Source organism: Niveispirillum sp. SYP-B3756 (genome assembly GCF_009495745.1).
GTDB lineage: Bacteria > Pseudomonadota > Alphaproteobacteria > Azospirillales > Azospirillaceae > Niveispirillum.
Genome location: NZ_WIDQ01000004.1, coordinates 62951 through 85320, shown reverse-complemented (window position 1 = coordinate 85320; position 22370 = coordinate 62951). Strand labels below are relative to the sequence as shown.

Annotated in this window: 19 protein-coding genes and 1 tRNA gene; 13 read left to right on the top strand and 7 right to left on the bottom strand. The window is 64.0% G+C overall.

What is annotated here, in order from left to right; genetic code table 11:
* The first annotated feature begins 116 nt into the window (after positions 1 to 116).
* Together pyrC and GE253_RS10230 are read left to right on the top strand one after the other, a co-directional pair.
* Positions 117 to 1169 carry a dihydroorotase gene (gene pyrC / locus GE253_RS10235; protein ID WP_153204046.1) on the top strand — a complete coding sequence of 351 codons (1053 nt, stop codon included), beginning with the start codon at positions 117 to 119 and terminating at the stop codon, positions 1167 to 1169.
* 72 nt (positions 1170 to 1241) lie between these two features.
* Complete coding sequence (locus GE253_RS10230; RefSeq protein ID WP_153204045.1) at positions 1242 to 1901, top strand: orotate phosphoribosyltransferase; 660 nt, start codon at positions 1242 to 1244, stop codon at positions 1899 to 1901.
* Between the two features lie 326 nt (positions 1902 to 2227).
* Here GE253_RS10230 and GE253_RS10225 read toward each other — a convergent pair whose 3' ends face one another.
* The gene (locus GE253_RS10225) at positions 2228 to 3547 is read right to left on the bottom strand and encodes a chloride channel protein (protein WP_153204044.1); all 1320 of its coding nucleotides are present in this window, start codon (positions 3545 to 3547) and stop codon (positions 2228 to 2230) included.
* Positions 3548 to 3715: 168 nt separating this feature from the next.
* Between GE253_RS10225 and GE253_RS10220 the strand changes: the two genes are divergently transcribed.
* Positions 3716 to 6040 carry a UvrD-helicase domain-containing protein gene (locus GE253_RS10220; protein ID WP_153204043.1) on the top strand — a complete coding sequence of 775 codons (2325 nt, stop codon included), beginning with the start codon at positions 3716 to 3718 and terminating at the stop codon, positions 6038 to 6040.
* 101 nt (positions 6041 to 6141) lie between these two features.
* Here GE253_RS10220 and phaP read toward each other — a convergent pair whose 3' ends face one another.
* Positions 6142 to 6906 (bottom strand): phasin family protein, encoded by a 765-nt coding sequence (phaP, locus tag GE253_RS10215; RefSeq protein ID WP_153204042.1) that lies wholly within the window; start codon positions 6904 to 6906, stop codon positions 6142 to 6144.
* Positions 6907 to 7196: 290 nt separating this feature from the next.
* On the opposite strand from phaP, the gene GE253_RS10210 reads away from it, so the two are divergent.
* Positions 7197 to 7922: a peptidase gene (locus GE253_RS10210; protein WP_089286085.1), complete on the top strand. Its 726-nt coding sequence runs from the start codon at positions 7197 to 7199 to the stop codon at positions 7920 to 7922.
* A gap of 161 nt (positions 7923 to 8083) precedes the next feature.
* On the opposite strand, the gene GE253_RS10205 is transcribed toward GE253_RS10210, so the two are convergent.
* A tRNA-Ala gene (locus tag GE253_RS10205) sits at positions 8084 to 8159 on the bottom strand.
* Positions 8160 to 8308: 149 nt separating this feature from the next.
* Complete coding sequence (maiA, locus tag GE253_RS10200) at positions 8309 to 8947, bottom strand: maleylacetoacetate isomerase (protein ID WP_153204041.1); 639 nt, start codon at positions 8945 to 8947, stop codon at positions 8309 to 8311.
* Between the two features lie 45 nt (positions 8948 to 8992).
* Between maiA and GE253_RS10195 the strand changes: the two genes are divergently transcribed.
* Positions 8993 to 9748: an SDR family oxidoreductase gene (locus GE253_RS10195; RefSeq protein ID WP_153204040.1), complete on the top strand. Its 756-nt coding sequence runs from the start codon at positions 8993 to 8995 to the stop codon at positions 9746 to 9748.
* Position 9749: 1 nt separating this feature from the next.
* Here the strand turns inward: GE253_RS10195 and GE253_RS10190 are convergent, their stop codons facing one another.
* Both GE253_RS10190 and GE253_RS10185 read right to left on the bottom strand, forming a co-directional pair.
* Positions 9750 to 10769, bottom strand: a complete 1020-nt coding sequence (locus GE253_RS10190) for a fumarylacetoacetate hydrolase family protein (RefSeq protein ID WP_153204039.1) — start codon at positions 10767 to 10769, stop codon at positions 9750 to 9752.
* A gap of 216 nt (positions 10770 to 10985) precedes the next feature.
* Positions 10986 to 12128: a homogentisate 1,2-dioxygenase gene (locus tag GE253_RS10185; protein WP_153204038.1), complete on the bottom strand. Its 1143-nt coding sequence runs from the start codon at positions 12126 to 12128 to the stop codon at positions 10986 to 10988.
* 96 nt (positions 12129 to 12224) lie between these two features.
* Between GE253_RS10185 and GE253_RS10180 the strand changes: the two genes are divergently transcribed.
* From GE253_RS10180 to GE253_RS10145, 8 genes are all read left to right on the top strand, one after another.
* Entirely contained in the window at positions 12225 to 12677 is a 453-nt protein-coding gene (locus tag GE253_RS10180; protein WP_153204037.1) for a MarR family transcriptional regulator, read from the top strand.
* A gap of 154 nt (positions 12678 to 12831) precedes the next feature.
* Positions 12832 to 13854 carry an amino acid ABC transporter substrate-binding protein gene (locus tag GE253_RS10175; protein WP_153204036.1) on the top strand — a complete coding sequence of 341 codons (1023 nt, stop codon included), beginning with the start codon at positions 12832 to 12834 and terminating at the stop codon, positions 13852 to 13854.
* Between the two features lie 31 nt (positions 13855 to 13885).
* The gene (locus GE253_RS10170; protein ID WP_247878594.1) at positions 13886 to 15106 is read left to right on the top strand and encodes an amino acid ABC transporter permease; all 1221 of its coding nucleotides are present in this window, start codon (positions 13886 to 13888) and stop codon (positions 15104 to 15106) included.
* 3 nt (positions 15107 to 15109) lie between these two features.
* Positions 15110 to 16204: an amino acid ABC transporter permease gene (locus tag GE253_RS10165; protein ID WP_153204035.1), complete on the top strand. Its 1095-nt coding sequence runs from the start codon at positions 15110 to 15112 to the stop codon at positions 16202 to 16204.
* A 47-nt stretch (positions 16205 to 16251) separates the two neighbouring features.
* Positions 16252 to 16389, top strand: a complete 138-nt coding sequence (locus tag GE253_RS10160; RefSeq protein ID WP_153204034.1) for a hypothetical protein — start codon at positions 16252 to 16254, stop codon at positions 16387 to 16389.
* Between the two features lie 125 nt (positions 16390 to 16514).
* A complete protein-coding gene (locus tag GE253_RS10155; RefSeq protein ID WP_089286077.1) occupies positions 16515 to 17258 on the top strand; it encodes an amino acid ABC transporter ATP-binding protein in 744 nt (247 codons plus the stop codon).
* A 174-nt stretch (positions 17259 to 17432) separates the two neighbouring features.
* Positions 17433 to 18911 (top strand): M48 family metalloprotease, encoded by a 1479-nt coding sequence (locus GE253_RS10150; protein WP_173012578.1) that lies wholly within the window; start codon positions 17433 to 17435, stop codon positions 18909 to 18911.
* A gap of 51 nt (positions 18912 to 18962) precedes the next feature.
* A complete protein-coding gene (locus GE253_RS10145) occupies positions 18963 to 20912 on the top strand; it encodes an adenylate/guanylate cyclase domain-containing protein (RefSeq protein ID WP_153204032.1) in 1950 nt (649 codons plus the stop codon).
* A gap of 136 nt (positions 20913 to 21048) precedes the next feature.
* Here the strand turns inward: GE253_RS10145 and GE253_RS10140 are convergent, their stop codons facing one another.
* Positions 21049 to 22344 (bottom strand): hemolysin family protein, encoded by a 1296-nt coding sequence (locus tag GE253_RS10140; RefSeq protein WP_153204031.1) that lies wholly within the window; start codon positions 22342 to 22344, stop codon positions 21049 to 21051.
* Between the last annotated feature and the right edge of the window lie 26 nt (positions 22345 to 22370).

The window sequence follows — 22370 nt, the reverse complement described above, 5'->3', positions numbered from 1 at the left end:
GCTCCCCCCGCCGACGTTCCGTCACTGCAAACCCGTTCTTCCATGGCGGCGCTTGAGCCGGCGATCCATCCGCCCTAAACATCGCCAGCCCGCCCACCAATGATGCAGCCACCACCATGACCGATCAGCCCCAGCGTATCACCCTGCGCCGCCCCGATGACTGGCACCTGCATCTGCGCACCGGGGCCATGCTGAAGGCGGTGCTGCCACACAGTGCTGCCCAGTTGGGCCGTGCCATCGTGATGCCCAATCTGGCCCCGCCGGTGGTGGATACGGCACGCGCGGAGATTTATCGGGATGAAATACTGGCGGCCCTGCCCGCCGGCAGCAGCTTCCGTCCGTTGATGACCGCTTACCTGACCGATGGCACCGACGCCGATGATATCGAGGCCGGCCATGCCAAGGGCGTGTTCACGGCGGTGAAACTCTATCCCGCCCACGCCACCACCAATTCCGCCCATGGCGTCACCGATTTCGACAAGGTGGCCCCGGTGCTGGACCGTATGGCGAAGATCGGGATGCCGCTGCTGGTGCATGGCGAGGTGACGGACCAGAGCGTCGATATTTTCGACCGCGAGGCCGTGTTCATCGACACGGTGCTGCCCAAACTGATGGGCCGGCACCCGGACCTGAAAATCGTTCTGGAACATATCACCACGGAAGAGGGTGTGGCCGTGGTGCGCAAACATGGGCCGGGCGGCAAACTGGCCGCCACCATCACAGCACACCATTTGATGATCAACCGGTCCAGCATTTTTGTCGGCGGCATCCGCCCGCATCTCTATTGCCTGCCCATCGCCAAGCGGGAAAAGCATCGCTTGGCCCTGCGCGCCGCCGCCACCTCGGGGGAGCCCTGGTTCTTCTTCGGCACCGACAGCGCACCGCACCCGATCGGGGCCAAGGAAAGTGCCTGTGGCTGTGCCGGCATCTATACCGCCGCCACGGCGGTGGAACTGTACGCCCAGGTGTTTGACGAGGAAGGGGCACTGGACAAGCTGGAAGCCTTTGCCAGCCTGAACGGCCCCGCCTTCTATGGCCTGCCGGTGAATGAGAGCTTCATCACCCTGGAGAAATCCGGTCTGATCGTACCCGATGTGCTGGATGTCGGCGGCAATATCGCCGTGCTGCCCTTCCGGTCGGGGGAGCGGCTGGATTGGCGGGTGGTGTAAAACCGCCGCCACAGCGCCCCCGCTTTTCTGCTATTTTCAACCCAAACCCGCCCATCCTTGGAGCCATTTGACATGATCGACGCACAGACCGCCGCCACCCAGGCGGCCCGTATCCTGATTGAGACCAAGTCGGTCCTGTTCAATGCCGAAAAGCCCTTCATCTTCACCTCCGGCCGGGCCAGCCCGGTCTATATTGATTGCCGCCGCCTGATCAGCTTCCCGCGCGCCCGCCGCTTCCTGATGCAGGCGGCCAAGGATCAACTCTGCCGCGAGGTGGGGTTTGAGGCGTTTGACGTGGTGGCCGGCGGGGAGACGGCGGGCATTCCCTATGCCGCCTTTGTCTCCGACGTGCTGGACCTGCCGATGGTCTATGTCCGCAAGAAGCCAAAGGGCTTTGGCCGCAACGCCCAGATCGAGGGCAATCTGCCCGAAGGCCAGCGCGTGCTGCTGGTGGAGGATCTGGCCAGCGAAGGCACCTCCAAGGTCAATTTCGTCAATGCGCTGCGCCAGGCCGGCAGCATTGTCGACCATATCTGGGTGGTCTTCCATTACGGCATCTTCCCGCAATCGGAAGCGACCATGGCCGATATGGGCGTGAAGCTGCACTCCCTGGCCAATTGGTGGGACGTGCTGCGCGTGGCCCGCGAAGGTAACTATTTCGACAGCTTCACCCTGAATGAGGTGGAAAAGTTTCTGCACAGCCCCGAATCCTGGGTGGCACCCAAGGTTTAAGGGTCTGTCCGAAAAGTTATCGCGTATTTCGAACCCTTGACCTTTCTCCACCGTCATTCCCGCGAAGGCGGGAATCCAAAATCCGCGCTGTCGTATGGATTCCCGCCTTCGCGGGAATGACGGTTAAGAGATTGGAAAAGAAGTGAAAGTTCTTGGACGGACTCTAAGGGATGTACGGGGGCCGGTGCGAAAAGCCGGCCCTCGCTTTCTGGAAATAGACCGCCATGCTGGTGATCGACCATATCGATCATTTCGTCCGGTGCCACCGGCCCCATCACATCCTTCTATCTGCGCGACCCGGACGATAATCTGGTGGGAATCGCGGTTTATTGAGCCGCCGCCTCCCGCTTCTCCGCTTCCGTTGCCTTGGGCAGATAGCGGTGGGCCAGCGCGTGATAGACGGCGGGCGCCCCCGTCATCCGCGAAACGGAAAAGCCGATCAGGCTGGCCATCATCACCGGGGCCGCCATGGCATGATTGCCGGTCATTTCCAGCACAATGACAAAGGCGGTGATCGGTGCCTGCACCACCCCGGCGAAATAGCCCGCCATGCCCAGCAGGGCCGCCGCGCCCAGGGCGTGGCTGTCCAGCAGGCCGGCAATGCTGCTGCCCATGCCGGCCCCGATGGCCAGCGAGGGGCTGAAGAAGCCCCCCGGCACCCCGGTGATGCAGGAAAGCAGCGTGGCCCCGAACTTGGTCAGCATGAAGAGCGGGGAGACATCGCCCCGTCCATCCAGCATCGCCTTGGCCTGTTCATAGCCGGTGCCATAGCTGGCCCCACCCGACGCCAGCCCCAACAGGGCCACCAGCAAACCACAGCCGGCGGCGAACAGCACCGGATAGCGCTTGAACCAGCGCCCCACCTGTCCGGGCAGCCCATAGGCGAAGGCGACAATCAGCCGGCTGAACAGCCCACCCAGCGCGCCCCCCAGCAGCCCGCAGACCAGCACCAGCGACCAATCCTGCCAGCCATGCAGCACATCCCGCGTGGTGCCGAAATAGGTGTAATCGCCCTGCATGGCCAGCGACGCGATACCAGCCAGCAGCACGGCAGAGAGGATCAGATGGGCTGAACGGACCTGAAAGGCGCGGCCCATCTCCTCAATGGCGAAGACCAGCCCGGCCAGCGGCGTGTTGAAAGCGGCGGCCACACCGGCGGCCGCCCCCGCCACCAGCAGGCCGGGCATCCGGTCACCCAGCCGGCGGCCGATACTGTTCATGATCGCAGCCCCTACCTGCACCGTCGGCCCTTCCCGCCCGATGGAGGCACCGACGCCCAGCGCCAGCAATGTCAGCCCCATCTTGCCGGCGGCAATGGGCAGCGCCACCAGCCGGTCGCGCAGTTCCTGCACCTTGGTGGCACGGGCAGCCACCGCCTGGGGAATGCCGCTGCCACCGGCCATGGGGAAGAAACGGCTGGTCAGCCAGGCCGACAAAGCCAGCCCGGCAGGGGTGAGCAGCAGCGGGGCCAGGGGCCAGCGCTGCACAATCTGCTGGAACAGGTGCGAGGCCGCATCCGCCCCCCAAGCGAACAGCACCGCCACCACGCCGATACACAGGCCCCCACCCCAGAAGACCAGCCGCCGCCGCCAGATATGCGGCGCCACCCATAATTGCCGTCCCCGGCGCGCCACGGCATTCGGCATCACCCCAATCCTTACATTGTGCCAACCATTGCCCAGGCTTAACGCCGTGGCAGGGCGAAGGGGATCGTTGATCGGGCATGGCAAGCCTGTGCCGGGCGGGAGGCGGCGGGTTGGCGCGGCAGCGGCCCCCTTTCCCAACAGGCCTATTCTGTATATGTTCTCTCTATCATGAGCGATCTCTTCTCCCCTCCCCCGCCGCCGCCCACCCCGGCCCCGCAGCGCCGCCCCTATCTGGACGGGTTGAACCCGGTGCAGCGGGAAGCGGTGGAGGCGCTGGACGGGCCGGTGCTGGTGCTGGCCGGTGCCGGTACGGGCAAGACCCGCGTGCTGACGACACGGCTGGCGCATCTGCTGTTGTCGCGCCGCGTCAGCCCGTGGAATGTGCTGACCGTGACCTTCACCAACAAGGCCGCGCGGGAGATGCGGGAGCGCGTGGATAATCTGCTGGGCAGCCAGTCGGAAGGCTGGTGGATGGGCACCTTCCATTCGCTGGCTGCCCGCATCCTGCGCCGCCATGCCGAACTGATCGGCCTGAAACCCAGCTTCACCATTCTGGACACCGACGACCAGATCCGCCTGCTGAAACAATTGATGGAGGCGGAAAATATCGATGCCAAGAAATGGCCGGCGCGGATGCTGCTGTCCATTATTGAGCGCTGGAAAGACCGGGCGCTGACGCCCGACAAGCTGAAGCCGGAGGAGGCGGGCGACGCCGCCAATGGCCGCATCCTGACGCTCTACCGGCAATATCAGGACCGGTTGAAGGCGCTGAACGCGTGTGATTTCGGCGACTTGCTGCTGCACAATATCACGCTGTTCCAGCAACATAATGATGTATTGATTGAATATCAAAATCGGTTCCGCTATATTCTCGTAGATGAATATCAAGATACGAATGTCGCTCAATACCTTTGGCTAAGACTTCTTGCCCAATCGCACAGAAATATCTGCTGTGTTGGCGATGATGACCAGTCGATATACGGTTGGCGTGGCGCTGAAGTTGGAAATATACTTAGATTTGAGCATGATTTCCCCGGCGCCACCATCATCCGCCTGGAACAGAACTACCGCTCCACCGCCCATATCCTGGGTGCTGCCCACGGCATCATCGAACACAACCATGGCCGCCTGGGCAAACAGCTCTGGACCGAGACGGATGGCGGGGAGAAGGTGAAGGTCCGCGGCCTGTGGGACGCGGAGGAAGAAGCCCGCTGGGTGGGCGAAGAGGTGGAGGCCTTGCAGCGCAAGGGCGCCAGCCTGGGCCAGATGGCCGTGCTGGTGCGCGCCGGCTTTCAGACACGCGAGTTTGAAGAACGCTTCATCACTCTGGGCCTGCCCTATCGCGTGGTCGGCGGCCCGCGCTTCTATGAACGCCAGGAAATCCGCGATGCGCTGGCCTATCTGCGCGTGCTGATCAGCCCAGAGGATGATCTGGCGTTCGAGCGCATCGTTAATGTGCCAAAGCGCGGTATTGGGGCCGCCACCATCCAGCAGCTTTATGTGGCGGCCCGCACGCTGAATGTGCCGGTGACGGAGGCCGCCTGGCAGCTATCCCAGACGGATGAGTTGAAGCCCAAGATGCGCTCCACCCTGTCCGGGCTGATGCAGGATTTCTTCCGCTGGCGCGGGCTGATCGACCGCATTCCCCATACCGAACTGGCCCAGATGGTGCTGGACGAATCGGGCTATACCCGCATGTGGCAGGAGGATAAGACGCCCGAAGCGCCGGGCCGGCTGGAAAACCTGAAGGAACTCATCAACGCGATGGGGGAATTCGAGAATCTGACCGGCTTCCTGGAACATGTCTCCCTGGTGATGGAAAATGCCGCCGGGGCCGATGTGGAACAAATATCCTTGATGACCTTGCATGGTGCCAAGGGGCTGGAATTCGACGTCGTCTTTCTGCCCGGATGGGAGGAAGGCGTCTTCCCAAGCCAGCGCACCCTGGATGAGAACGGCATTGCCGGGCTGGAGGAGGAGCGGCGGCTGGCCTATGTCGGCATCACCCGTGGCCGCCAGCGCGTCTATATCAGTCACGCCGCCAACCGCCGCATCCATGGCACCTGGGCGACCTCCATCCCGTCCCGCTTTGTCGAGGAACTGCCCGAAGAGCATATCGAGACGGAGAATAATCCCGGCATCGGCGGGGCCGGCTTTGGCGGCGGGCGCGGCGAAGGCGGTTATGGTGGTGGATATGGCGGCGGCTGGGGGGCTGGCGGCGGATTCGGCGACCGCTTCAACCGCATGGGCCAGAAGGCGGCCCAGGCCCCGGCGCGCGGGGTCGGCCGGCTGATCGAGGGCACGGCGCTGGACATCACCCCACGGTCACGGCCCACCCGGGCCTATAATCCGGGCGACCGGGTTTTCCACACCAAGTTCGGCTATGGCACCGTCAAGGCGGTGGAGAATGACAAGCTGGAGATCAGTTTTGACGCCACCGGCATCAAGAAGGTGATGGACAGCTTCGTCGTGCCCGCCGACAAGGCGGGTTGACGCTACGCCTATACAGAAAACCCCGCGCCAAGGGGGGCGCGGGGTTTTCCGTTCTGCCGGGCCAATTCTCCTGGGAGCACCGGCCCGGTATCCTCAGCAGATCAGGCAGCGGCCTTGATCTTGGACAGCTTTTCCACCGTGGCGTTCACGCGGGCGGTGATCGGCTCGGCCGCCTGATTGGCGACCTTCAGGCTGGCTTCCGACACCTTGGTGGCTTCGGCCAGGGCAGCGTCAAAGCTGGACTTGGCGAATTCGGTCTGCAGATCGACCAGTTCCTTCACCGACTTCACGCCCATCAGGGCCTTGGCGGTGCTGACCGACTGTTCATATTGGCCCTGGGTGAAGGCCAGCAGCTCCTTGGACAGGGCCTCAAAGCCCTTGGCCAGAATGGTGGAGGAGGCCACGAAGGCATCCACATTTTCCTTGTGGAAGCCGGCGACGTCGTCGAATGCGGTGAAGACTTGCTTGCTCATTTTTTCCACCTGCTCCTTGGTATAGGCAACAGCCTGTTCAACAGATTTGGGTTCGAAAGCAGCGGCCAAAGGCTTGACCACCTTGGTGATGATGGGCGCGGGCACGGCCTCAACCGCGACCTGCTTCGTCTCTTCCACAGCGTCGGCAACGATCTCGGCCGTGGCTTCCACCACAGGTGCGGAGTCGGCCACGGGTGCTGTTTCGGCAGACGTGATTTCGGGTACCGGATCGTCCGGCGGGGTAACGGCGGTCGCCGTCTCCTCAACCACCTTCTGTTCCGGCGTCTTGGACGCGGGGGCTGCCGGTGTCCGGCTGGTCCGTCCCGCTGCACTTCTGGGCGTGCGCGTCACCATCATCTTCTCCTTATGCGCGCTGGTGGAGCCGGCCCGCATCAAGCAGCCCCGGCCCCGGTAGCCGCCATTGATCCAGGCCGCACCAGCGGGAAACTTCCCGCCACGGCATGGGTCTGCTGCACCGCAGCATTGGTAATGTATATCGGAACGATGGGCGGGGCGTCAAGCCCCTTTTGTGCAGTGCAACAAGATTATCACGTGTGTCGGCGTCCTAACTCATACAAGTTCAGGAGGTGGCCGCCTTGAAGCGGTCGCACTTTGACCGGCGCGAAAGATCATGACAGGATGCGCCGCCCAGAAGCAAAAAATGGAACGGTAACGGCTTCATCATGACTTATTGTCTCGGCATCAAGATCAAGGAAGGGCTGATCGCCCTGTCCGACGGACGCATCACCGCCGGCACCCAGGTGACGGCGGCGCGCAAGGTGACGTTGTTGCCCAATGGCAGCGACAAGTTCTTCGTCATGACCTCGGGCCTGCGCAGCGTGCGCGACAAGACGCTGGCCTATCTGCGCCGCGATATGCAGGCAGCCGGGCCGAAGCCGTTCGACAGCATGTTGGAAGCGGTGAACAGCTTCACCCGCTGCCTGCGCGTAGTGGCCAAGGAAGATAAGGAAGCGCTGGAGGCCTCCAAGCTGACCTTCAACCTGCACGCCATCATTGGCGGCCAGTTGGGCAGTGACCGGGAACCAACCATGTATCTGGTCTATCCGGAGGGCAACTGGATTGAGGTGGATGAGCGCACGCCCTATCTCTCCATCGGGGCCACCGCCTATGGCAAGCCGATCCTGGACCGGGCACTGAAATTCGACACCAGTATGCCCGCCGCCCTGAAGCTGGCCTATCTTTCGTTTGACAGCAGCCGCTACAGCTCCGCCGATGTCGGCTACCCCATTGATCTGGTGACATATCATCAGGCTGACCGGCAATGGCGGGAAGACCAGTTCGATTATGATGATCTGGTGGAACAGCGCCATTGGTGGAACCGGCACATCACCGGTTTGGCCGCCCAGCTGCCCGATGGTCCATGGGTGGAGACACTGCTGCCGAAGTAATACCAATCCGCCTGAAGCATAAGCTTCAGGCGGGTCAGAGGCCGGCGACCGCCGGCCCGCCGCACGTGCGGCGCAAGCCAAGGCGGCGGACGCCGCCGCCCGGCGCTGAGGGAACATGAAATGCTAAAAGGCCCGGTCATTGCTGACCGGGCCTTTGAATTTGGTGGAGCCAAGCGGGATCGAACCGCTGACCTCTACAATGCCATTGTAGCGCTCTCCCAGCTGAGCTATGGCCCCGAAACCTGTGGACGCTGTCTGGGTCGTCAGCGCCGTGGGCGGCTTTATGGAGAAACCCCACCACAGATGCAAGGGGAAAATCATGTACCCCCGACAAACAGGCTATGCCCTGCCCCGCAGCCACCGCATAGGTACGGCCGCAAGCCCCGTCATTCCCAATCCGGCTGCTTCTCCGGTGCCGCCTGCTGAAAGGCTGGCAGGGTGCGGCAGCGGGCATCGATTTCCACCAGACGCGGGAAATGCGTCAGGTCCAGGTTGAAACGGCGGGCATTATACATCTGCGGCACCAGATAGAGATCGGCCAGGGTCACACTGTCGCCATGGCAAAATGCCCCCTGCGGGCTCACCAGCCGTTCCAGGGCGGTGAAGCCCCGACCCATCCAATGGTGCATCCAGCGCGTCACCGCCGCATCATCCAGCCCCTGTTCCCGGCGCAGGCGACTGATGACACCGGAATTATTCAGCGGGTGGATATCGCAGGCCACCACCTGCGCCATGGCCCGCACCTGCGCCCGGCCCAGCGCATCGGCCGGCAGCAGCGGCGGGGTCGGATGGGTTTCATCCAGATACTCGATGATGGCCAGCGACTGGGTCAGCAGCGCGCCATCATCGGTTTCCAGCGCCGGCACCAGCCCCTGCGGGTTGATGGCCAGATAGGCGGGCTGGTGCTGCTGGCCGCCATCCTTCACCAGATGCACCGGGACCGAATCGTAATCCAGCCCCTTCAGCGCCAGGGCGATCCGCACCCGATAGGCGGCAGAGGAACGGAAATAGGTGTAAAGGCGCATGATCTGTTATCACCCTTCCTGTGAATCAGTAGAGGGACTTTCGGCATGGATCGGCCGCTTCTGGGCAAGATCGCCCTTGTCACCGGCGCCTCGCGCGGGATCGGCCGTGCCATTGCCGAACGGCTGGCCCGCGATGGCGCGGATATCGCCATCCATTATGGTTCCAGCCGGCTGGATGCCGAGGCGTTGGCCCAGCTTTGCCAGGGGCTGGGCGTGCGCACGGCGGTGATCCAGGCCGATCTGACCGACCTGTCCGACCAGGGCGGGGCCGTGCGGCTGTTTGCGGAGACGGTGCGGGCGCTGGGCGTGCCGGATATCGTGGTGAACAATGCCGGCACCGGCCGTTTCGGCCCGGTCAGCGACATCACGGCGGACGATCTGGCCAATGTGCTGGCCGTCAATGCCGCCGCCCCGCTGCTGATGGCGCGCGAAGCGGCGCGCCAGATGCGCCCCGGCGGCCGCATCATCAATATTGGCAGCGTCATCACCGACATGCCGGCAGCCAAGCGCGCCGTCTATGCCGCCTCCAAGGGGGCCGTCCACGCCATGACCGGCGTACTGGCGCAGGAGCTGGGGCCGTTGGGCATTACCATCAATACGGTTGCCCCCGGCGTGACCAATACCGACCGCTTCAAGGTCGGCGACGCGTCCCGTGTGCCAGAAATCACCAGCCGCACCGCCCTGGGCCGCATCGGGGAGCCGGCGGACATTGCCGCCGTCGTCGCCTGGCTGGCCGGCCCGGACGCCGCCTGGATCACCGGGGAGGTGATCCGCGCCAGCGGGGGGCTGCGGGGGCTTTGATTTAAGGCCCCTCATATTTCTGAACCACCTGATCAATCGCGCCGAAAATACTGCCCCCCTGACGGTCCTGCATTTCGATTCGTACCCGGTCGCCAAAGCGCAGGAAGGGGGTGCGGGGCATGCCGTCGCGGATGGTCTCAATGGTACGAATCTCGGCGATACAGCTATAGCCCAGACCGCCTTCCGCCACCGGCCGCCCCGGCCCGCCATCGGCATCCTTGTTGGACACCGTACCCGACCCGATGATGGTGCCGGCGCACAGCGGCCGGGTGCGGGCGGCATGGGCGATCAGGGTGGGGAAATCGAAGGTCATGTCCACCCCGGCATTGGGGCAGCCGAAGGGCTGGCCATTGATCTGCGACAGCAGCGGCAGATGCAGTCGCCCGCCATCCCAGGCATCGCCCAGCGCATCCGGCGTCACCGCCACCGGGCTGAAGGCGGTGCTGGGTTTGGACTGGAAGAAGCCGAAACCCTTGGCCAGTTCCGCCGGGATCAGCCCGCGCAGTGAGACATCATTGACCAGCATCACCAGCCGGATCAGCCCGCGCGCCTGTTCCGGTGTGGCCCCCATGGGCACATCGCCGGTGACCACCGCCACCTCCCCTTCCAGGTCGATGCCGAAGGCTTCATCCGCCATCAGGATCGGATCATGCGGGGCCAGGAAACTGTCAGACCCGCCCTGATAGATCAGCGGATCGGTCCAGAAGCTGGGCGGCATCTCCGCATTGCGGGCCTTTCGCACCAGTTCGACATGGTTCACATAGGCCGAGCCATCGGCCCATTGATAGGCGCGCGGCAGCGGGCTGGCGCAATGCGCCTGCTCAAACGGCAGGGCATCGGCCAGATCGCCCCGGTTGAGGGAAGCCGCCAGCTCGGCCAGCGCCGGGGCCACGGTTTCCCAATGGTCCAGCGCCTGTTGCAGGGTCAGCGCCAGATCGGGTACGGGCAGGCAGCGGGTAAGGTCATCCGACACAATAACCAGACGGCCATCACGGCCCTGCTGCAAGGAGGCGAGTTTCATCGGGGGATCTCTGCGGGGTGGGGGAAACAACGACTCCGATACCTCTCAACCGTCATTCCCGCGAAGGCGGGAATCCATAGGACGCTGCCATTCGATCAACATCACCCGAATGACCCGTTGTTTGGATTCCCGCCTTCGCGGGAATGACGGTGAAAAGCAGAAGGCGGCGTGAAGACGGGGATAGGGCGCTCAGTTGTCGGCCAAACGGCCACCTCCTCACGGCTTCACCCGCCAGCTATCGGCATAGGCGTGGTTTTCCACGCCGTCCGGCAGGGGGGCCACCTCCAGCGCATCGCGGGTGTCGATCATCACGGCATATTCATCGGTGGCCGGCTTGCTCTGCACAAAGGCCTTTTGCAGCGCCTTGGGGTGGGGACCGTGGGTGAAACCGCTCGGGTGGAAGGTCATCATGCCGGCGTCGATATTGTCCCGGCTGAAGAAATCCCCCGCATGGTAGAACAGCACCTCGTCATAATCGTCGTTATTATGGAAGAAGGGGATCTTCAGCGCGTCGGCATCCGTCTCAAACGGGCGCGGCGCGAAGGTACAGACGACGAAGCGGTTGGCAACGAAGGTGGTATGGGCGCTGGGCGGCAGGTGATAGCGATGGCTCATCACCGGGCGCACATCCTTCACATTCAGCCGCACCGGCGCCAGATCGCCCTTCCAGCCCATGGCATCCAGCGGGTTGAACGGATATGTGACGGTGCTGATCGCCCCGCGCCGCTTCACCAGCACCCGCCAGACCCCGCCGGGTCCATTGTCGCCCTGTTGGTCGCGGAAAGCCGCATCAATGGCCGGCGTGTCCAGCATGGCCGGATCGAAAAAGGCGTGTGGCCCCAGCAGGCCACGGTCGGGCAACTGATAGCTGGACCCCGTGGCCTCCACCAGCAGGGCCGTCACCGGCTGGCTGGGCGACAGGCGCCACATGGTGCCGCGCGGCAGCACTACATAATCCCCCGCTGTCACCGCCAGATGGCCATAGTCACAGTAAAGCGACCCGGCCCCGGCATGGATGAAGATCAGCTCGTCCCCATCACCATTGCGGGCCAGATGGTCCATGGGCGTAGGGCAATGCCACAGGCGCACGCGGCAATGCGGGTTGAACAGAACCTCCCGCGCCGCCCAGGGGCCGCCGCTGGCCACCTCATTCAGCCGGTTCAGGTCAAAGGCGCGCGGCCGCAGCGGCCCCTCCCAGCTGATCCAGCCGGTGGGCGGGTGGCGGTGATACATATGCGTCGCCGGCCCGAAGAAGCCTTCCCGGCCCATTTCCCGCTCATAGCTGCCCGGTGGCAGGTTGGCATGGGCCTGGCGCGAGGCCTCGCCTTCGATGCGGGGAAAGGAAATGGGGTGACGCATGTTTGGCCTCCCTGGCCAACTCGTTTCAACTGAAACAGATATGGAGGATCACGCCACCTCTTGCAAGTCCCGCGTTGTCGGGCGACTTTATGTCCCATGAACGATCTCGACCTTGACGGCTTTCTGCCCTATCGCCTGAACGTGCTGGCCAAACGTGTCAGCAAGGAATTGTCACGCCGCTATCAGCAGGCGTTCGGTATCGCCATTCCGGAATGGCGGGTGATGGCCATCCTGGGCCGGGAACAGCCCCTGTCGTCCAACGACATTGTTGAACGTTCCCATATGGATAAGGCCAAGGTCAGTCGGGCGGTGAACACGCTGGTGGGGCTGGGCCATCTGTCCCGCGATGTGCATCCGGGCGACCAGCGGCTGCTGCGCCTGTCCTTCACCCCATCCGGCCGAGACCTGTATCAGCGAATCGCCCCCCTGGCTTTGGAGTGGGAGGCGCAATGGCTGACCTGCCTGCTGCCAGACGAGCTGGCGCATTACAAGGCGCTGTGTGATCGATTGGAGCAGCAGCTGGACGATATGGGGGCGGAGGAGGCGTGAAACGTCGCCCTTTGGTCACGTGTCCCGAAATTTCCATGCGCTCTGCGTGTAACAGGGTTGTTTCAGCGTCGGGTCCGATGGTTAATTGGCGGTTATAAGGGGGCGGCGTCTGACGGATAGGGCGCCCCAAACCGTCAACAGGGGACCATAAACGATGAAATCACGCCTTTGGGGTGCCGCACTGGCCGTGACCTGCCTGACGATGTTCACAGGGATCGCGCAGGCCGGGCCGACATTGGATGCCGTCAAAGGCCGTGGGCAGCTTTTCTGCGGCGTGAATGCCGGCCTGCCGGGCTTCAGCAACCCGGACAGCCAGGGTAAGTGGACCGGGCTGGATGCCGATACCTGCCGTGCCGTGGCCGCCGCCGTGCTGGGCGATGCCAACAAAATCCGCTTCACGCCCCTGTCCGCGCAACAGCGCCTGACCGCGGTGCAGACAGGTGAGATTGATGTGCTGGCCCGCAACACCACCTGGACCCTGACCCGCGATGCCCAGGGGCTGAATTTTGCCCCCACCACCTATTATGACGGCCAGGGCCTGATGGTGCCGAAATCGCTGGGCGTGACCAGCGCCAAGCAGCTGGATGGTGCGACCATCTGCGTGCAGATGGGTACCACCACGGAACTGAACCTGTCGGACTGGTTCCGAACCCGCAATATCAGCTTCAAGCCCGTGGTGATCGAGGCGCTGGATGAGGTGAACGCCGCCTATTTCGCCGGCCGCTGCGATGTGATGACGGCGGATGTCTCCGCCCTGGCCGGCACCCGTGCCACCGTGGCGCCCAAGCCGGATGATCACCTGATCCTGCCGGAAGTGCTGTCGAAGGAACCGCTGGGCCCAGTGGTGCGCCATGGCGATGACCAATGGCGCGACATCGTCACCTGGACCATCTATGCCCTGATCGAGGCAGAGGAAAAGGGCGTCACCGCCGCCAATGTCGATGCCAAGCTGAAGGATCCCGATCCCGGCATCCAGCGCCTGCTGGGCGTGCAGGGTGATATGGGGCCACTGCTGGGGCTGGATAAGCAATGGGCCTATCGCGCCATCAAGGCGGTGGGCAATTACGGTGAAATCTTTGACCGCAATGTCGGCAAAGGCTCGCCGCTGAAACTGGACCGGGGGCTGAACGCGCTCTGGACCAATGGCGGCCTGATGTACGCCCCGCCGATCCGCTGAGCGGCGGCCCCTTGCAGCAACGGGGTGCCCGATGACGGATGATCCGCGTATGCAATCGTTTGATGGACGCGCGAAGGCGGATGCCGCGCCGCGCGCGCATCACCTGACGCTTTCCATCAACAACCCGACCGTCCGCGCCATCCTGTGGCAGATCGGGCTGGGCTTGCTGGTGGCCCTGGCCGGCTGGTATCTGGCCAGCAACACCATGGCCAATCTGGCCCGGCTGTCCATCGCGTCGGGCTTCGGCTTCCTGGACCGGGAAGCCGGGGTGCAGATCGGCGAGTCGCTGATCGCCACCGGCCCACGGGACAGCTATGGCGATATCTTCGTCGTCGGGCTGCTGAACACCCTGAAAGTATCCGGTGTGGGCATTGTGCTGGCCACGTTGCTGGGCATCCTGCTGGGCATTGCCCGGCTGTCCAGCAACTGGCTGGTGGCCCGCCTTGCCGCCTTTTATGTGGAAACCATCCGCAATATCCCGCTGCTGCTGCAGCTTTTCATCTGGTATGCCCTGCTGACGGAAGGCTTACCGGGACCGCGACAGGCGCTGGAGCCGATGCCGGGCATTTTCCTGTCCAATCGCGGGCTGAAATTGCCAGCCCCGGCCGATGATCCCGTCTGGGCCTGGGTGGCGGTGCTGTTTGCCCTGGGCGTGCTGGTCACCCTGGCCCTGTCGGCCTGGAACCGCAAACGCCAGCTGGCCACCGGCCAGCGCCTGCCGATGGCGCCCATTGGGGCGGCGCTGACCCTGCTGCCGCCCCTGCTGGCCGTTCTGCTGGCCGGCGGCGGGGCCCTGGATGTGCCTGTGCTGCAGGGCTTCAACTTCAAGGGCGGCATGACGCTCAGCCCGGAATTTGCCGCCCTGCTGTTCGGTTTGACGCTTTATACCGCCGCCTTCATCGCAGAGATCGTGCGGTCTGGCATCCTGGCCGTGCCCAAGGGGCAGACGGAGGCGGCGACCGCGCTGGGCCTGTCGCGCGGCACTGCCATGCGGCTGGTGATCCTGCCGCAGGCGCTGCGCGTCATCATCCCGCCCACCACCAGCCAGTTCCTGAACCTGACCAAGAACAGCAGTCTGGCCGTGGCCATCGGCTATCCGGATTTCGTGGCGGTTGCCAATACCGCCATCAACCAGACCGGTCAGGCCGTGGAAGGCGTGCTGTCCATCATGATCGTCTATCTGGTCATTTCGCTGGCCCTGTCCGGCTTCATGAACTGGTACAATCGCCGCGTGGCGCTGGTGGAGCGGTAAGCCATGACAGAGATCGTCAACAAAGCCGCCAGCCTGCCCCCCAACCGCCCCCGGCTGGGCCTGTGGGCCTGGGCCAGGGCCAATCTGTTTTCCAGCTGGTATAACGGGGCACTGACGCTCACCTTCGCTTACATCGCCTGGCTGGTGATCCCCGGTCTGGTCAAGTGGGGGTTCGTCAATGCCAGCCTGAACGGAGATGCGGCGGCCTGCCGGGCCGCCGGTGGGGCCTGCTGGTCCTTCATTGCCGAAAAATGGCGTTTCATCCTGTTCGGCACCTTCCCGGATGATCAGCAATGGCGGCCAACACTGGCCATATTGGCCACCATCGCCACCCTGGTGATCAGTGCGGACCGCCGCACCTGGGGCCGACCACTGCTGTTCATCTGGGGCGGCGGGCTGGGCTTCGCCGCGCTGATGATGTTCGGCGGCGTGCTGGAGATGGATTTTGTCCCCACCGGCCTGTGGGGCGGCTTGCCGCTGACCCTGGCCTTGTCAGTGGTGGGGCTGGGTGCCTCCTTCCCGCTGGGGGTGCTGCTGGCGCTGGGTCGCACGTCGGAGCTGCCAGTGATGCGCGGCTTATCCGTGGTCTATATTGAACTGGTGCGCGGCGTACCGCTGATTTCCATCCTGTTCATGGCCTCGGTGATGCTGCCGCTGTTCCTGCCGCAGGATGTGCCGATCGACAAGCTGCTGCGCGCCCTGATCGGCATCACCCTGTTTTCCGCCGCCTATGTGGCGGAGGTGGTGCGCGGCGGCCTGCAGGCCATTCCGCGCGGTCAGGTCGAAGCCTCCAAGGCTTTGGGCCTGGGCTACTGGCAGCGCCAGCGCCTGATCATCCTGCCCCAGGCCCTGGCGCTGGTGATCCCGCCGCTGGTCAACAGCTTCATCGCCATTTTCAAAGATACCAGTCTGGTCATCATCATCGGCCTGCTGGACCTGCTCTCCACCGCCAAATCGGCCCTGACAGACCCGGCTTGGCGTGGGTTCTACAAGGAAGCCTATCTGTTTGTCGGCGTGATCTACTTCCTGTTCTGCTACGCACTTTCCCGTTACAGCCGGCATCTGGAAACGGTGCTGGGCCGGGGACGCAAGCGGTGATGTCAAGCTGTCCCCTGCCCCCAAACCCGATTGCAGGAGCCACCGCGATGAACGTGTCCCTGACCCCGCGGCTGGAAGCCCTGCGCCGCGACATCCAGGAAGGGCTGGACAGCGGCAGCGCCGGCCCGTTCGACGTAGAGGAGATGCTGGCAAAGCTCAGGAGGCGCAAGAATGGGGAAGTTTGAGTTCTCAGCGCCGGCCCGGAAAGATATTGGCCCCCTCTGGCCCGATAGTGCTGAGGCACAGCCGGACGGCATCCTGGTTATTCGCATCCTGCACGCAGCCCGAGATATAGACGCGGAGTTCCCCCATGACTGACGCCCCCGTCATTGAATTGAACGCCGTCAACAAGTGGTACGGCGAATTCCATGTGCTGCGCGACGTGAACCTCACGGTGGCCAAGGGGGAGCGGATCGTCGTCTGCGGCCCGTCCGGCTCCGGCAAATCCACCATGATCCGCTGCATCAACCGGCTGGAAGAACATCAGGCCGGCGAGATCAAGGTAAAGGGCGTGCCGCTGGATGATGATGTGCGGCATGTGGAGGCCATTCGCCGCGATGTCGGCATGGTGTTCCAGCAATTCAACCTGTTCCCGCACCTGACGGTGCTGGAAAATTGCGTGCTGGCACCGATCTGGGTGAAGAAGCTGCCCCGTAAAGAGGCCGAAGAGCGCGCCCGCCATTTCCTGAAGCGGGTGCGCATCCCCGAACAGGCGGACAAGTTCCCCGGCCAGCTTTCCGGCGGCCAGCAGCAGCGCGTGGCCATTGCCCGCGCGCTGTGTATGGAACCCTCCATCATGCTGTTCGATGAACCGACCAGCGCGCTGGACCCGGAAATGGTCAAGGAAGTGCTGGACGTGATGACCGATCTGGCCGAAGGCGGCATGACCATGCTGGTGGTGACCCATGAAATGGGCTTTGCCCGCCGCATGGCCTCGCGCGTCATCTTCATGGATCGGGGGGAGATTGTCGAACAGGGCCCGCCGGCCGATTTCTTCGACAATCCCAAAAGCGACCGCACCCGCGCCTTCCTGGGCCAGGTGCTGAGCCACTGAACCGACAACCGGCCCCTACCTTTCCCCACCATCCGCCGAAGGGCAGCATCCCTTCGGCGGACTAGGCCATTGTGCTGCACTTTGCCATCATGGCGTCACAGGTTGCCTGTCTTATCCCGATCGTGGGAACAGACAGCACCCGAGAGACAGCCGAGGCCAAGGACAAAAATGCACATGCGCCGCCCCAGCCTTCTCCCCCTTCTGCGTCGAACGGCCCCGCTGGCCGTGGCGGCCTTTCTGCTGCCGGCCTGCACCACAAACCCGGTGACCGGCGACAGCCAGTTCACCGCCCTGATGCCGCCGGAAAAGGAAGCCGCCATCGGTGCCCAGCAGCATCCGGAAATGCTGCGGGAATTTGGCGGCCGCTATGAGAATGCCAAGCTGCAATCCTATATGGATGGGCTGGGCCAGCGGCTGGCGCAGAAGACGGAAAACCCCAATACCCGTTATACTTTCACGGTGCTGGACAGCCCCATCGTCAACGCCTTCGCCCTGCCCGGCGGCTATGTCTATGTCAGCCGGGGCCTGATGGCGTTGGCCAACAGCGAAGCGGAACTGGCCGGCGTGGTCGGGCATGAGATCGGCCATGTCACCGCCCGCCATTCCGCCGACCGCTATGGGCGCGGCGTGCTGGCCCAGGGCGGCGCCCTGCTGGCCGGCCTGCTGCTGGGTCAGCAGGCGGGGCAACTGGCCCAATCCGGTTCGCAGCTGGCGCTGGCCGGGTTCAGCCGGTCACAGGAAACCCAGGCCGACGGCTTGGGCATCCGCTACATGACGGCCGCCGGCTATGATCCGCAGGAAATGGCCGGATTCCTGTCCAGCATGGGCCGTCAGGCCCAGTTGGAAGCCTTGCTGGCCGGCAAGCCGGGACAGGCTGACCAGTTCAGTTACCTGCAGACCCATCCGCCCACGGGGGAACGCGCCCAGCAGGCGGCCGTTGCCGCGCATCAGGCCGGCGGCGGCGCCAACCTGATGGTCAAGCGCAATGAATATCTGAAAGCCATTGACGGGATGATCTATGGCGACAGCCCCGCCCATGGCTATGTGCGCGGCCGGGTCTTTGTGCATCCCGGCATGAATCTGCGGTTTGAGGTGCCCGACGGCTTCCGGCTGGTGAACAGTGAGGATGCCGTGGTCGGCGTCGGGCCGCAGGGATCGCAGATCGTCTTCGATCAGGTGCCGGGCCAAGGGGCGGCCACACCGCAAGAATTCATCGCCCGCATCTGGGCCGCCAATGCACCGCTGGGGCCGCTTTCGTCGCTGACCATCGATGGGCAGCCGGCGGCCACGGCGGCCACACAGCTGAATACCAAGGCCGGTGCCATGGATGCGCGGCTGGTGGCCATCCGCGCCGGGGGGGACAGCTTCCGCCGCTTCCTGTTTGTCAGCCCGCCCACCCTGTCCGGCCCACTTTCCGGCGATTTCCAGGCAACGGCCATGAGCCTGCGCAAACTGACAGCGGAGGAGAAGGGCCGGCTGAAACCGTACCGGCTGCGGCTGGTGCAGGTGAAGGCCGGCGACAGCATGGCCGGATTCGCCAGCCGCATTCCCCTGCGCGACCATGCGGAGGAACGCTTACGTGTATTGAACAATATCCCGCCCGGCACGGAACCGCGTCCAGGTGAGTGGGTCAAGACCATCGTGGAGGGCTGATCGGGAAGCGGTTGTGCGGAGCCTCGGCTCTCCTGTACCGTCCCGGCCATCATGAGTGACTTTGCCAAGATCATCGACACGCAACGCGGCGCAGAGGACTGTCTCGACCGGCGGCGCTGGCGCCTGCCTATCGCCTGGGTGCTGACGCTCGGCTTCGGTGGGTTGATGCTGCTGGCCGTGGCCAGCGTCTTCTGGCTGGGCATCCAGACATCGGGGCGCAACACCTACGGCCTGCTGCTGGACAAGGCAGAACTGGCTGTGGGCATCGCAGAGGCGCGGGTACGCGCCCAGCTGGACCCCGCCCGCACCCAGGTGGACAAGCTGACCGATCTGCTGGGCCGGGGCGTGGTAGACCCGGATGACGAACCCCGCCTGGAAGATCTGATGCGCGGCATGGTGGTCACCACGCCACAGGTGGCCGGCATCGCCCTGATCCGGCCCGACCGTTACCCGCTGGTCGTCCCGCAGGAAAACGCCCCCCAGGCCGCCACCGCCATCAGTAATGGGGCCGAAGCCCTGCAGATCATGATGGAGACGATGGGCACCAAAAGTTCCCATTGGATCGATCCGGTCTGGGCCGGCGGTGTGGGGACGACGGTGATGGTGGTGAAGGGCCCGGCCCGGCGGGAGGGGCGCTTCCTGGGGGCCGTGCTGTCGGCTGTCAGCTTCACCGGCCTGTCGCGCTTCCTGGCCGACATGGCCAAGGAAAGCGATCTCAACAGCTTCATCCTGTTCGATGATCATTATGTGCTGGCCCATCCGGCCATGGCGGGTCGGAAATTCAACTTCGCCCATGTGACGGACCGTCCGCCCTTGCCCACGCTGGAGGAGCTGGGCGACCCCATCGCCACCGCCATCTGGTCAGAGGTGGACCCCAACGGCAACGCCACCGGCAAGGGGGAAGGCAAGGCCGGCGAGAAGATGGATACCGGCATCGACTGGTCGGGCCGACGCACTGATGTCACGTTCCGCCGGGCGCTGGTGAATGGCACCGAATATATCTATCTGCTGAAATCCATCCCCGATTACGGGGAACATCCTTTCACGCTCGTCGTCTCCATGCGCGGCGACGATGTGGACCAGGAAATCGGCCGCTTCATGCATCTGCTCTGGGTCGGGTGCGGCATTCTGATCGTCTCAGTGCTGCTGGCGCTCTGGCTGGGCAAGATGATGAGCCGACGCATCCGCCGGCTGTCCAAAGCGGCCGTGGCCCTGCGCAATCTGGACTTCCAGAATGTGCCGCGCCTGCCCGACAGCCGGTTCCGGGAACTGTCAGACGCGGCATCGGCGTTCAACACCATGATTACCGGCCTGCGCTGGTTTGAAACCTATGTACCCAAGGCCCTGGTGCTGCGCCTGATCCAGCGCGATGGCGGCCGCGATCTGGTCTCGGAAGAGCGCGATGTGACGGTGCTGTTCACCGACATCAAGGGCTTTTCCTCCCTGGCGCAAACCATGTCGCCGCAGAACACGGCGGAATGGCTGAACCGGCATTTCACCCGCATCGCCGCCTGTATCGAGGCGGAGGGCGGCACGGTGGACAAGTTCATCGGCGATGCTGTGATGGCCTTCTGGGGGGCACCCGATGACCAGCCGGACCATGCCGCCCGTGCACTCCGCGCGGCCCACGCCATCGCGCGGGTGGTGGAGGAAGAAGGGGAGGAAGCGCGCCGCCACGGTCTGCCGCCTGTCTGCCTGCGCGTCGGCCTGCATTCCGGCCCGGTGATCGTCGGCAATATCGGGGCCGCCAGCCGCATCAACTACACCATCGTCGGCGACACGGTGAACATGGCCGCCCGGCTGGAGGCGCTGGGCAGCGAGCTGATCGGCGATGAATGCTATGTCGTGCTGGTCAGCGATGACACGGTGCTGGCCGCCGGCAGCTGCACGGTGGACATGCCGCTGACCCCCATCGGCGCCTACAGCCTGCGCGGCCGAACCGGCCAGGTGGATGTCTGGCGGCTGGCGATGCCGGGTGACGCCAACCCGTCAGAAGCTTAACCTTTGGCGGGTTGTAGGGCCAGCAACTGCTGGCCCGCGGCCCCATGAGCGCGTAAGCCAAGCTGCCGGATAGCAGCCCGGCGCTGGAGGGAACACAAAATCTCCCTTGATCGGTCACGATCAAGGGAGATTGGTATTATTCACCCGCACCGGCAGCCGCAACCAGCACCTTGTCGATGCGGCGGCCATCCATATCCACCACCTCGAACCGGTAGCCATCGTGCTCCACCGATTCACCCGCCGTGGGGATATGGCCAAACTTGAACAGCAGGAATCCTGCCAGCGTGTGATAGCCGCTTTCTTCGTCCCGCAGGCTCTTCAGCCCCAGATGGGCCTCCACCTCTTCCACGGCCATCATGCCGTCGATCAGCAGGGAACCATCGGCGCGGCGGACGATGTCGGCATCTTCATCGCCAATGTCGGGCAACTCGCCGGCAATGCCTTCCAGCACGTCGGTCAGGGTGGCGATACCCTCCACCGAGCCATATTCATCCACCACCACCGCCATTTGCTCGCCCGACTGCTTGAACAGCTCCATCAGGCGCATCACTTCCGTGCCGTCATGCACCACCAGCGCGTCGCGCACAGCGGGGCGCAGATCCAGCGCTTCGCCTTCCAGCATCCGGTGCAGCAGATCCTTAGTATGGATGATGCCCAGCACGTCATCCAGGTCGCTGCGGCAGACCGGCAGGCGGGAATGGCCGCTTTCCCGGATATCGCGTTTTATATTGTCCAGCTGATCGTCAATATCCAGCCACATCACCTCCGGCCGGGGCGTCATGATGGACCGCACAGTGCGATCCGCCAGACGCATGACGCCTTCAATCATGCGCTTTTCATCCGGATCGAAGACGCCGCTGGCCGTGCCCTCGGCAATCAGACTCTTCACCTCTTCTTCGGTCACCGTCTGCTCGGGCTTTTCCGGCACGTGTAGCAGCCTCAGCATGGTTTCCGTGGAAGCACCCAGCAGCCAGACAAACGGCGCCGTGGCCTTGGACAGGCCACGCATGATCGGGGCCGCGAAAGTGGCAATGCCTTCTGCATTGTTGAGTGCCACGCGCTTGGGTACCAGTTCGCCGGCGATCAGCGACAGATAGGTGATGGCGATAACCACCAGGGCCAGTGCTGCTTCCTGGCCATAACCTGCCATACCCGGCAGTCCATCAATCCAGGGCCCCAGCCGTGCGGCCAGGGTGGCGCCACCAACGGCACCATTGATGACACCGATCAGCGTGATGCCGATCTGTACCGTCGAAAGAAAGCGGGAAGGGTCTTCCTGCAGGGCGAGGGCAACGGTGGCGCCGCGCCGCCCCTCCTCCGCCATCTGCTGCAAGCGGATCTTGCGGGCCGAGACGACCGCCAGTTCCGACATGGCAAAGAAACCGTTGAGGAGAATGAGGAACAGGACCGCGGCGAGTTCGAGCGAAACCATCTTCTGCGTTATGTGACGCGAGCCAG